General features: G+C 42.1%; 9 protein-coding genes. 4 read left to right on the top strand and 5 right to left on the bottom strand.

The genetic code is table 11. The annotated features are described in order from the left end of the window. Window positions 1–163: 163 nt before the first annotated feature. Together pfkA and pyk are read left to right on the top strand one after the other, a co-directional pair. Window positions 164–1,126, top strand: coding sequence for a 6-phosphofructokinase (gene pfkA, locus HNQ43_RS05260; protein WP_183375488.1), 963 nt, complete (start codon window positions 164–166; stop codon window positions 1,124–1,126). Between the two features lie 28 nt (window positions 1,127–1,154). Beyond that, window positions 1,155–2,585: a pyruvate kinase gene (gene pyk / locus HNQ43_RS05255; protein WP_183375487.1), complete on the top strand. Its 1,431-nt coding sequence runs from the start codon at window positions 1,155–1,157 to the stop codon at window positions 2,583–2,585. Between the two features lie 97 nt (window positions 2,586–2,682). Here the strand turns inward: pyk and HNQ43_RS05250 are convergent, their stop codons facing one another. Both HNQ43_RS05250 and HNQ43_RS05245 read right to left on the bottom strand, forming a co-directional pair. Continuing rightward, window positions 2,683–5,967, bottom strand: coding sequence for an FtsX-like permease family protein (locus HNQ43_RS05250; protein ID WP_183375486.1), 3,285 nt, complete (start codon window positions 5,965–5,967; stop codon window positions 2,683–2,685). Then, window positions 5,967–6,671, bottom strand: coding sequence for an ABC transporter ATP-binding protein (locus HNQ43_RS05245; RefSeq protein WP_183375484.1), 705 nt, complete (start codon window positions 6,669–6,671; stop codon window positions 5,967–5,969). Before HNQ43_RS05245 ends, HNQ43_RS05250 begins: the two co-directional genes overlap by 1 nt. A 137-nt stretch (window positions 6,672–6,808) precedes the next feature. Between HNQ43_RS05245 and HNQ43_RS05240 the strand changes: the two genes are divergently transcribed. Together HNQ43_RS05240 and HNQ43_RS05235 are read left to right on the top strand one after the other, a co-directional pair. After that, complete coding sequence (locus HNQ43_RS05240; RefSeq protein ID WP_183375482.1) at window positions 6,809–7,675, top strand: DegV family protein; 867 nt, start codon at window positions 6,809–6,811, stop codon at window positions 7,673–7,675. Beyond that, entirely contained in the window at window positions 7,676–8,527 is an 852-nt protein-coding gene (locus HNQ43_RS05235; RefSeq protein ID WP_183375480.1) for a DegV family protein, read from the top strand. It abuts the gene before it with no gap. A gap of 31 nt (window positions 8,528–8,558) precedes the next feature. Here the strand turns inward: HNQ43_RS05235 and HNQ43_RS05230 are convergent, their stop codons facing one another. The 3 genes from HNQ43_RS05230 to HNQ43_RS05220 are packed head-to-tail and all read right to left on the bottom strand — an operon-like array spanning window position 8,559 to window position 12,604. Then, window positions 8,559–10,424, bottom strand: a complete 1,866-nt coding sequence (locus tag HNQ43_RS05230; protein WP_342353959.1) for an ABC transporter ATP-binding protein — start codon at window positions 10,422–10,424, stop codon at window positions 8,559–8,561. Beyond that, window positions 10,417–12,156: an ABC transporter ATP-binding protein gene (locus HNQ43_RS05225; RefSeq protein WP_183375476.1), complete on the bottom strand. Its 1,740-nt coding sequence runs from the start codon at window positions 12,154–12,156 to the stop codon at window positions 10,417–10,419. Before HNQ43_RS05225 ends, HNQ43_RS05230 begins: the two co-directional genes overlap by 8 nt. After that, complete coding sequence (locus HNQ43_RS05220) at window positions 12,149–12,604, bottom strand: MarR family winged helix-turn-helix transcriptional regulator (RefSeq protein WP_183375474.1); 456 nt, start codon at window positions 12,602–12,604, stop codon at window positions 12,149–12,151. The genes HNQ43_RS05225 and HNQ43_RS05220 overlap by 8 nt, the downstream gene beginning before the upstream one ends. Window positions 12,605–12,641: the final 37 nt, after the last annotated feature.

Raw genomic sequence — 12,641 nt, 5'->3', positions numbered from 1 at the left:
TTTTACATCGTTTTAGCATGTAAACCGTTACATTTTACGCATGGTTTACAATTGTCTTTTCAAAAAAAAGAAACTGTCTGTTTTTCTTCTTTTTCCTTGATTCCTGTGTTATATTTAAAGTGTTTTAGAATGGTTTAAAAACTTATTCTTAGGAGGAACTCATATGGTTAGAAGAATCGGGATCTTGACCTCGGGTGGAGACTCTCCGGGGATGAATGCAGCAATTCGTGCGGTTACAAAAGTAGGATTAAACAGTGGCCTGGAAGTGTTTGGTATCTACAATGGATACAAAGGCATGGTGGAAGGGTACATTGAGCCGATGACACGTGAGACGATCCGTGAGATCGTAAACCGTGGAGGAACGATTCTTGGATCCGCTCGTTTACCAGAATTCAAAGATGAAGAAGTTCGCCGTAAAGCCATTCACCAACTTGGAAAACGAGGTATTGAAGCGGTGGTTGTCATCGGAGGAGATGGTTCCTATCGAGGAGCCTTATCTCTAACGGAGATGGGTATCAATTGTATCGGTCTGCCAGGCACGATCGATAATGATATCACTTGCACTGATTTTACGATAGGATTCCATACGGCACTGGAAACCGTTGTGGATGCTATCGATAAATTGCGTGATACATCCAATTCACACCATCGTTGTTCTATTGTAGAGGTGATGGGAAACCGTTGCGGTGATTTAGCTCTTTGGTCAGGAATCGCATCCGGAGCCGATATGATCGTGACCAGCGAGACAGGATTTGATGAGAATGATGTTTTGGATCGTTTGCGAGACTTAGATATCATCCGTAAGAAAAAGCATGCCATCGTCGTGATTTCTGAAAAAATCACTGATGTCGATCAATTTGCCAAGAAGGTGACACTTAATACCGGTTTTTCAGGAAGGGCAACGGTATTAGGACATATTCAACGTGGTGGATCACCATGTCCATATGATCGTATGTTGGCAAGCCAGATGGGTGAAAAAGCCGTGGATCTGCTGATGCAGGGAATCGGTGGACATTGTGTATGTATTCGCGACAACAAGATCGTATCGTATCCGATCGAAAAGGCATTGAGCATGCCTGCAGAATCACGCAAACCTCTTCAGAATTTGTTTGAACGTTTAGTATAAGGAAGGAAAAGGAAGGAATCGAAAATTTATGTGTATTAGTGACAAGAAGACGAAGATTATCTGTACGATTGGACCAGCCAGTGAAGACAAAGAAACTTTAAAACGGTTGGTCAAGGCGGGAATGAATATTGCCCGTTTGAATTTCTCTCATGGTAGTTATGAAGAGCATGGAAATCGAATTAAATTGATTCGTGAAGTGTCTAAGGAATTAAACAAGCCAATTGGTATTCTTTTGGATACAAAAGGACCGGAAATCCGCTTAGGAGATTTCAAGGATGGAGGATGTCAGTTTGAGGAAGGAGACATCGTTCAGATCATGAAAGAAGAAGTGGAAGGAAATCATGAGAGATTTACCTTGCGTTGTCCGGAAGTCTTCCACGACGTTAAACCTGGAGACCATATTTTGATGGATGATGGGAAATTAAAAGTAACGGTCGTAGAAGTGGATGAGAATCATATCAAAGGTCGTATTGAAAATCCGCACTTCTTGAAGAGTCGCAAGGGATGTAATTTACCAGGAGTTATCCTGAGCATGCCTTTTATTTCTGAAAAAGATGAAGCCGATATTCGTTTCGGATGTCAGCAAGATGTAGATTATATCGCTGCCAGCTTTACGCGCCGTAAGGAAGATGTTTTAGCGCTTCGCAAGATTTTGATCTCAGAAAGAAAAGATCGTATTCAGATCATTCCGAAGATCGAAAACCAGGAAGGTTTTGATAATCTTCGCGACATCTTGGAAGTCAGTGACGGCGTCATGGTAGCGCGCGGTGATTTAGGTGTTGATGTCAGCCTGGAATTAGTTCCAATCTATCAAAAACAGATTATCAGCGTTGCGAATGAATTAGGAAAACCTGTTGTAACGGCTACGCATATGTTGGAGAGTATGCAAGAAAATCCACGTCCAACACGGGCAGAAGCCAGTGACGTTGCCAATGCGATCATGGATGGTACGGACTGTATCATGTTGTCAGGCGAAAGTGCTGCCGGACATTATCCAGTAGAATGTGTTCAGACGATGCACCGTATTGCGGATGCAATAGAACCGATGATTCCTTATCGCCAGCGTTTAAAAGAAGGAATTCGCACTTCCCGTAATTCTTTGAACGATGCTATCGGTGTCAGTGCGGCAGATACATCGATCGCAATCGATGTAAAATGCATCATTGCCTTTACACAAAGCGGTTTAACAGCTCGTCGTTTAGCTCGTTTTAGACCACAGGCTCCTATTATTGGCGTTTGTTTTGATGAAGTGACAGAACGTGCAATGTTGCCGATCTTTGGAGTTGAACCATATTTCAGCGAGATCCAGAACACACGAGAAAATGATGTGGATCTGGCAAAAAATATTGCTTTGATGAAAGGTTGTCATTATGGAGATTTCATCATTGTCGTTGCTGGTTATCCAGAAGGACATGGTGCAACCAACATGATGCGTATCGTTGAAATTACAGAAAATTAAAAATTCATGTTCATGAGCAGGTACTCTATAACCTGCTCATTTTTTAGACCATTAAAAAAACATATCCAGAAAAAGGATATGTTTTTTACTTCATGCCTTATTCTACAGCTTTTAGCGATTCAACCATTTGGATCTTTTTGAGCTTAAAAGACATAAAGAAGTTTATGATGAATGTAAAGAGCATGGTCAAGGCAAAGCTATAGAAATAGGACTGCGGCAAAATCGTTCGTCCAAACATCACATCATCCATTTCCGCAAGATTCATTATCAAATGATGTAAACCGATACCGATCACCAATCCTAGAACAGCTCCCATCATCGCCAACAATATGCCTTCACGATTGACATATTGATTGACTTCCCGCCTTGTAAAGCCAAGAACTTTGATCGTTGCGATTTCACGAACTCGTTCTGAAATATTGACGTTACTTAAGTTATATAACACGACAAACGCAAGTAAAGCAGCACTGATCACCAGAACTACGACAATGAACGAAATACTGGAAATCATATCGGTGAAGTTTTTCTGTAACGAAGAGTAGAAAGTTACACTATTGACAGTGTCTAATTCCATTAACTGCTTTCCTAACTGATCCTCAAAGTCTTCACTTTGATCTTCAGTTTTGATCATATAGATCGAATTAGGATCGATGTCAGTATCTAAAGTTTCAAAGTAGTTTTCTGTCATGTAAATATGATGGCCTACATAGTTTTCAAAAATACCGGCTACTTTCATCTCTACTGGTTGTTCATCACTGTCTTCTAAAGTGAAGGTATCGCCTTTTTCCAGTTGCATTTTGTTAGCCAGTTTTTGCGAGATGATCACGCCCGAATCATCCAGTTCTAGAGATTCTCCTTTTTCTGTTTTTAAAGACGTGAAATCCGAGAATACAGAAGGATCATCGACAATATGAGCGGTTACGGTATGATCTTCGTCTTCATAGTCCGCAATCATGTTCGTTTGTCTTTCTTTGGATGCTTCTTGTACACCTTTCAGATCTTCAATCTGTTTGCTCAGTTCTGCATTGGAATCATCTTCGGTTCCCACGGTCGCATTGTATAGGTAGATATTTCCGTATTGTTGCGCAGCGATATCTCCAATACTGTCGTTGATTCCAAAGCCAGATACGAGTAAAGCACTGCAGCCTGCAATGCCGATAATGGTCATAAAGAAACGCTTTTTATATCGGAAAATATTTCGGGCTGTGACCTTGTGTAAAAAAGAAAGGCGGCTCCAAAGAGGTTTGATTCTCTCTAATAAGATTTTTTTACCAGCTTTAGAAGATTTGGGGCGCATCAATTGGCTGGGAACTTCCATCAATTCGGAATATATGGAATAGATCGTCGCCAAAAGAGTAATGCCTGTAACAGAGCCTGAAGCTAATAAGATCAGACCCGGTTGAAATTCAAAATGAATGGTTTCCAGATTGTACAACATATTCCATGCCGTAAAGATCACAGTCGGGAAGAGTGTCATTCCCACCAGACAACCGATTGCAGAACCGATCAAAGAAGCAATCAAAGCATATATCAGATATTTGCTGGCAATCTGCAGTTTGGAATATCCCAGAGCTTTTAGGGTACCTATTTCGGTGCGCTGTTCATCGACCATTCGTGTCATGGTAGTCATGCAGACAAGGGCAGCGACCATAAAGAAGAAGACCGGGAAGACGGCGGCGATTCCATCCATGCGATCTGCACAAGCTCCGTAGTCACGATATGAATAATGAGAATTGCGGTCTAAAACAATCCATTCCCCTTCAAGTTCATCTATTTGATTTTGTGAATCTTCTAACTGCTGCTGTCCTTTTGCCTTTTGTGCCTCTAAATCTTGAACACTCGCATTTAATTCCGATTGTCCAGAAGCTAATTCTTCCTTAGCGCTTTGAATCTGGGCCAATCCCGATGTATATTGAGCCTCTCCATTGACCAGTTCATTGTAAGCTTGTTGAAGCTGGACTTGCGCATTCAATAAGGCATCTCTTTGCGAAATCAAGGTGGCCTTTTGTGCCACAGAAGCATTGATTTGATCACGCGTCTGGACCAATTGATCATATTGCGCTTGGACTTGTGAGCGCTGGCTGACAAGGGATTCATAGCCTTGGATCAATTCGATGGATTGTTCGATTTGTGACAGCTGCGTTTGTAAGCCGGCAATAATATCTGTATTGGCCGGATCGTTTGGATCTAACAGAGCTATTTGATCCTGGATCGTTTGAGCTTGTGTCTGCAGGGTAGCTAGATCCGTTATGGCGGTGATCTGTTGGTAGCTGCTTTCCAGATTTGCCAATGTCTGATTGATTGTATTCAATCCGGCTTGGGCTTGTTGGATGCCCGATTCCACTTGCGGAAGCGAAGCTTCGGCCGTTTCGATTTGGGCGATCGCATCATTTAAGACCGGAAGATTATCTAACAGCGCAAGATTATTGTAGTATTCTTGCCATCCGGCATCGAGCTGAGCACGAGAAGAAGCCAAGGTTGCTTCGCTGTTTTGAATCGTTTGTTGTCCTTGATTGATCTCATTTTGCGCCCAGTCGATTTGATTTTGTGCATCCTGGATCTGCGCGTTGAATTCCGCTTTGGCCTCATCGAGTTCCTGCTGGCTTTCTATGATGCGTACTTCAATCTGATCACCGGCAATCTTTTCGATCTCTTTGACTACGGGATCGATCACATCAAAATAATCTTCTTCATAAGAATTATAGACTTTTGCACCGTCTACCAAGACATCCACTTCGGTATAGTAATCCGAAAGGATATTCTGTTCAGGGACATAAATGAAAGTGTTCAGCGTTCCAGAGCCAATCGAGCTGCTGCCTTTTTGATAGCTAAGGTAAGTCGGAGTATAACAAGTTCCAACGATCGTATATGTATCATTGGCTAAAGAATCACCAATTGGTGTGTCAGTACCACTGCTCAGGGTAATCGTTTCGCCAATTTCCAATCCGCCAAACAAGGTGTTGGTGGCACTATCGGCTTCGACCAAACATTCATGATCGTTTTCTGGCATTCGCCCTTCTATAAGTCGTATCGTATTGATTTCTTGATCTTCTGGCAAAGAAATAAGCTTTAAGACAAGTTGTGTATTCTCTTTTTGAGTCAACACATCCATAGTGAAAAGGCCTTGTGCACTTTCGACACCTTCTACCTCTTGTATGGCTTGAATGTCTTCGTCAGTAAGGCCTAAGGTAGAATAAACTTGGATATCCTGGAGATTTTGTTTATCAAAATAGGCATCTGCCGAGTATTTCATGTCCGGGGCACTTGCTTTTACGCCCGCAAAAAAGGCAACTCCAATAGCGACGATGGAAAGAATGGAGAAGAATCGTCCAAAGGAGCTTTTGATCTCACAGAATATATTTTTTAAAAAAGTTTTAGGCATTAGTATTCAATGGCATCTACGTCCATTGGATTCTTATTGATTTCTATGGAATCGATCTTCCCGCTTTTGACTTTGATGATCTTATCGCCCATCGGGGTCAAAGCTAAATTGTGGGTAATCACGATCACCGTTTTTTTCTGCTTGCGACAAGTGTCCTGCAGAACTTTTAAAACTTGTTTTCCTGTTTTATAGTCCAGAGCCCCAGTCGGTTCATCACATAACAGCAGCTTTGGGTTTTTCGCAAGAGCACGGGCAATCGCCACGCGCTGCTGTTCTCCGCCAGAGAGCTGGCTTGGAAAATTGTCCATTCTTTCTTCCAATCCAACGGAACGTATTGTTTCTTCAATATCAAGAGGTTCTTTACAAATCTGAGTGGCCAGTTCAACATTTTCCCGCAATGTTAAATTCTGGACCAGATTATAAAACTGAAATACAAATCCTACATCATAACGACGGTATAACGTCATTTCCTTTTCGTTATAATCGCTGACAGTTTGCCCATCTACGACGATATTTCCTTCGGTTACCGTATCCATGCCGCCAAGCAGATTCAAGATCGTGCTTTTTCCTGCACCGCTGGCACCGGCTATGATCACAAATTCACCTTGGTCAATCGAAAAAGACACACCATCCAGAGCGTGGATCTTTATTTCTCCCATCGTATACGTTTTTTTTACATCTTCAAATGTGATAAAACTTGACATAAAACGCACCTCGATTTACTAGCTTTATTATAACATGTTTATGGTAAAAGAGAGGCAGAATTCATCGGGAGTCTACATTGAGAAAATAAGGACTTCGTGATACGATTATACCGAATTATAAAAAGGAGAACGAACGTATGAAAGTAAGAGTATTGACGGATAGCGGCTCGGGTTTATCTAAAGAAGAAGCCGCCCAATATAATTTAGATTATCTGCCTTTGCAAGTGATTGTCGATAATAAGACATACTTAGACGGAATCGATTTAACGATCGATCAGTTGTATGATCTGATCGATAAAGGATATATGCCGCAGACGAGCATGCCTCCATTAGGCATGATCGAAGAATTGTTTGATCAATACAAAAAAGATGGGGTGACGGATGTAGTAGCGGTTACACTGTCCAGCGGCTTATCCGGAACCAATCAGGCTATCCAAGCCAGCGCCAAGTGGCATGAGATCAAGCTGCATACTTTAGATATTTATACGACTTTGGCCGTAGAAAGATATCTGGCAATCAGTGCTGCCAAGCTCAATGAAAAAGGGTATGTTCCTGAAGAGATCATCCATCGTTTATCGGATGTTTTGGATCATACACAAGGATTCCTGATCCCGGAAGATCTGGATCATTTAGCCCGCGGAGGACGCTTGACACCGATGGCTGCCAAGTTGGCTGGCATGCTCAAGATCAAACCGATCTTAGAAGTCAGCAAGAATTCGGAAGGGAAAGTAGGAACATGTGAAAAGGTCCGCACGATGTCAAAAGCCATTTCCAAGGCCGCAAAATTAACTGCCAAAGGAGCAAAAGAATCGGGCGATTGTGTTTATTTTGTCGTAGACTCTGCAGCAGAAGAAAACGCGAAAATGTGTGTGGATGAACTGCGTTCTCTGATTGGAAACGATCTTAAGATCCAAAGAGAACCGATCTGTGCGGTCATTGCTTCCCATACAGGTCTAGGATCTGTTGCTTTCCAATACTGTAAAAAAGTGAAGGGAGTCGATTAAATGAAGATTGCTTTTGTGACGGATACAGGCACAGGGAAGGATCCTGCTTATTGGCAAGAAAGAGGGATTCATTGTTTTCCGTTACAGATCGAATACAACGGAAATTCTTATGATGAATATGTCACGATTCCTTACAAAAAAGTGATCTCAAATCTGCATGAGCAAGTCCTGATGAAAACCTCCTTGCCCAAACTAGGCCTTATTGAAGATACGTTTTCAAAACTGAAGGAAGAAGGGTGTGATGCCGTCTTCTGTGTACCTATTTGTAAAGGGCTTTCCAGTACATTCCAATCTTTGGAAATGGTAGCCAATCAAGTGGGATTGAAATTTTATGGGGTCGATTGTTATGTAACGGCAGTTGTACAAGATCGCATGATCGAGATTGCGAAAGAGATGATCGAAAAGGGACATACTCCAGAAGAGGCTATCCAGCGGCTTGAGCGGATTGCGGCAAGCTGTGAAACGGTACTGCTTTGCGATGATCTTCAACATATGAAACGCGGGGGACGTCTTACCCCGGCAGCGGCGATGTTGGGAGGATTGCTCAAGATCAAACCAGTTCTTTATTTGGATAAAGGAACGAAAGGGCGTGTCGATGTCATGGCAAAGGTCCGGACGATGACCAAAGCGCAAGATAAGGTGATCGAATTTATCAAGAGTCGAGGTGTTACATCGGACTACACCTTCATTGTGGCTCACGTAGATGTGCTGGATGCGGCTGTGGATTACGCGCAAAAAATTCAAAAGTCCTTTGAAGGCGCCAAGGTCAAGATCATTGATCTTGTCAGTGCAGTCGGAATTCATACCGGATTAGGGTGCCTGGCCTTACAAGTATTTGATGAAAATGCATAAAAAAATGGTTCGCTTTGAACCATTTTTTTGTTTATTCTAATTCGAAGGCACCTGTGTAAAGCTGATAATAGGTTCCTTTTTGTTTGATGAGTTCATCGTGATTGCCTCGCTCAATGATTCGACCATTTTCCAAGACCATGATCGCATCGCTGTTTTGGATCGTGCTCAGACGATGCGCGATGACAAACACAGTTCGTCCCTGCATCAGTTTATCCATACCATCCTGGACGATACGTTCTGTGTGCGTATCGATAGAAGAAGTAGCTTCATCTAAGATGAGCACAGGCGGATTGGCAACGGCAGCTCGTGCGATGGACAACAATTGTTTCTGACCTTGGGAAAGAGAAGTCCCTGAACCGGTGATCATGGTTTGATAGCCGTGATCCAGATGTTTGATGAATTCGTGTGCATTCGCTAATTTAGCCGCTTTGATACATTCATCGTCGGTCGCATCCAGTTTTCCGTAACGGATGTTATCCATGATTGTTCCTGTAAACAAGTTGGTATCTTGTAAAACGATTCCCAGAGAGTGACGCAGGTCATCCTTTTTGATCAGTTTGACATCGATGCCATCGTATGTAATGGATCCTTGTTGAATATCATAGAAGCGGTTGATCAGATTTGTGATCGTCGTTTTACCCGCTCCGGTAGCCCCTACAAAAGCAATCTTTTCTCCTGGTTTGGCAAATAAGTTGATATCATGCAGAATCGTTTTCTTTTCATTGTAGCCAAAGACAACATTATGGAATCGGACATCCCCTTTCCATGGAACATAATCGACAGTTCCATCTTGTCTAGGGTGTTTCCAACACCAGTGTCCCGTATTTTTATCGGTTTCTGTGTAGCTTCCATCCTCGTTGACTTCTACACAAGTCAAGGTGACTTTTCCGTCATCGACTTCACTTGGTGAATCCAATAAGGCGTAGATACGTGAAGCACCGGCTCCGGCCATCACAACGGAATTGACTTGTTGCGAGATCTGACCGATTGGGGTGTTGAAAGAACGGTTCAGCTGCAAGAAAGCCGCAATGGTTCCCAGTGTTAAACCTCCAATACCATGAACAGCCATCATCGAACCTACAAGGGCAGTGATGACATAACTTAAGTAACCTAAGTTTCCAATGATCGGCATTAAGATATTCGCAAACATGTTTGCATTGGCACTGGCATGAAATAACTGTTCATTGACCTTGTCAAAATCTTTAACACTTTGTTCTTCATGACAGAAGACTTTAATGACCTTGCTTCCTTCTACCATTTCTTCAATAAAGCCATTGACTTTACCCAAGTCTTCTTGTTGAGCCCGGAAGTAACGAGCAGATCGGGTCGTGATGAATTTAGAAGAAATGACCATGATGATTGCGATAATGATGGCGACCAAAGTCAAAGGAATATCAAGCAAAAGCATGGAAATCAGGACAGAGATCATCGTAACCACACTGACGATCAACTGCGGAGCGGCCATCGTCAAAAGCTGACGTAAAGTATCGGTATCGTTTGTATAGATCGACATGATATCGCCATGAGAATGTGTGTCAAAATAGCCGATAGGCAAAGTCTCCATATGTTCAAACAAACGATCACGAGTATCTCGTAATGTACCTAGGGCCACATTCAACAAAATTCGGTTATAGAGATACGTACAAAGAATTCCTAAGATATAGATTGAAGCTAAAGTTAAAAGGGCCTGGATCAATGGTCCGAAATCAGCTTCTTCCTGGGCCAGCATCGGGACGATGTACACATCGATCAAATCTTTGAGGAATGTACTTCCGTAGACGTTGGCAAAGCAGCTGATCAAAATAAAGATCAGGATGAAGAAGCAAGCCAGTTTATAATTTTTGATCGTTGTCTTGAGGATTCGTCCAAGACCGTTTGTCGGTTTTTGATTATTCACTGAGGCTTCCTCCTTTCTGCTGTTCCATGAAAGTTTCACGGTAAAGTTTATTTGATTCCAATAATTCTTCGTGTGTTCCCAGACCTGAGATCCTTCCTTCATCTAAGACTAAGATCTGATCTGAATCTTGGATCGAGCTTACGCGCTGAGAGATGATGATACGAGTTGTATCGGGAATCTTTTCCATAAAGGCTTGACGAATCAAGGCATCTGTCTTTGTATCTACTGCGCTTGTGGAATCATCCAAGATCAGGATTTTCGGCTTTTTCAACAAGGCACGTGCGATACAAAGTCTTTGACGCTGCCCACCGGAAACATTGGTTCCCCCCTGTTCGATGTAGGTATCGTATTTATCTGGCATTTTCTGGATGAACTCATCCGCTTGTGCCAATTTACAAACTTCTTCGATTTCCTCATCTGTGGCATTTGGGTTTCCCCAACGCATGTTTTCTTTAATGGTTCCAGAAAACAAGACATTTTTCTGAAGAACCATGGCGACACTGTTGCGCAGGCTTTCCAGATCGTAGTCGCGCACATCGATGCCGGCCACTTTAACGCTTCCGCCTGTGACATCATACAATCTTGGAATCAGCTGTACCAGGCTGGATTTAGCGGAACCGGTAGCACCCAAAATTCCTAAAGTAGAACCGCTAGGGATATGCAAATCGATATTGTCTAAGACATAGTTTGCTTCATCCTGAATGTTTGTGTACTCAAAATATACATCTTCAAAATCGATCTGACCGTTTTTGATCTCTTTGATTCCATTTTCAGGAGAGACCAAATCACTTTTCTGATTGATGACTTGCGCAATACGTTCACCGCTGGCAATTGACATGACAACCATGATAAAGACCATACTGAACATCATCAAAGACATCAGAATATTAGCGGTGTAGGTGAATAAAGACATCAGTTCACCGGTCGTCAAAGAAGAGCCGACGATCATATGAGCACCAAACCAGGAAATCATTAAAATGGCTCCATACATACTCATCTGCATCAACGGCATATTCAAGATCAAAATCTTTTCAGCTTTCATTTGAATGTTATAGATGTCTTCACTTTCTTTGTGGAATTTATTGGTTTCAAATTTACCGCGAACATATGCTTTCACAACGCGGATCCCGCTGATATTCTCTTGTACGGAAGCATTTAGTGCATCGTATTTGCGAAACATCTTTTCAAATACGGGATGAACGATAAAGCTGACCGCAAATAAGGCAATTCCAAGGAAGATGATAACGCCCACAAAAACCAAGGATAACCGGAAATTGATAAAGAAACACATGCCCAGTGCTGCCACTAACATAAATGGAGCACGTACACAGATGCGGATGATCATCTGAAAGGCCATCTGCACGTTGGTTACATCGGTCATCATACGCGTAATCAAACCGCCTGTTGAATATTGATCAATATTACTGAAGGCAAATTTTTGAATGTTTTCATATTCAGCTTTTCTGAGATTTTTGGCAAATCCGCTGCTGGCAATAGCAGAATGTTTTCCGCTCTGTGCCCCGGCCCAAAGTCCGATAAAAGCACAGACGATCATGATTCCGCCGATTTTCCAAACAATATCCATGTTTCCTTCTTCGATGCCTCGATCGACCAGAACGGACATCAGATAGGGAATCAGGACTTCCATTATAACTTCGATAATGACATAAAGGGGGGACTTGATCGTGTTGATCTTGTATTCTTTGATTTGTCCCATCAATGTTTTAACCATGTTTTTCTTCCTCCTTATCCATTATTAAATTTTTGGCTACTTTTTCTAATAAGACAAACAATGTCTCTTGTTCTTCGGGGGTTAAATTTCCGGAGATCTTAGATTCAAATTCCCGAACATTTTTGTTGACGACTTTTTGGAATTCTGTCGCCTTCTGGGTTGCTTCGATATAGTGGACACGTTTGTCCTTCTGACTTTGGATCCGTCGAATATATCCTTTTTGTTCTAAACGATTTAAGATCCCGGTCACTGTCGGATTGGAAATGTGATAAAATTCCTCGATGTCTTTTTGAGAGACTCTTTCCAGTTTTGTCCACCGTAAAAAACGGAGAACTTTTTCTTGTGAAGCCGTTAAATCAAAGACTTTCAACGTCTCATTCATATTTTTTTCGATAGCAGACTGAATGCATTTAAAGTAAAAACCGTAGCCATATTTTCTTTTGTCCATGCGCACCTCCTATCTCATAGCGTGCTATATAAAAATA

Source organism: Faecalicoccus acidiformans (genome assembly GCF_014202635.1).
Taxonomy (GTDB): Bacteria; Bacillota_I; Bacilli_A; order Erysipelotrichales; family Erysipelotrichaceae; genus Faecalicoccus; species Faecalicoccus acidiformans.
This window is presented reverse-complemented; position numbering and strand designations above follow the sequence as displayed.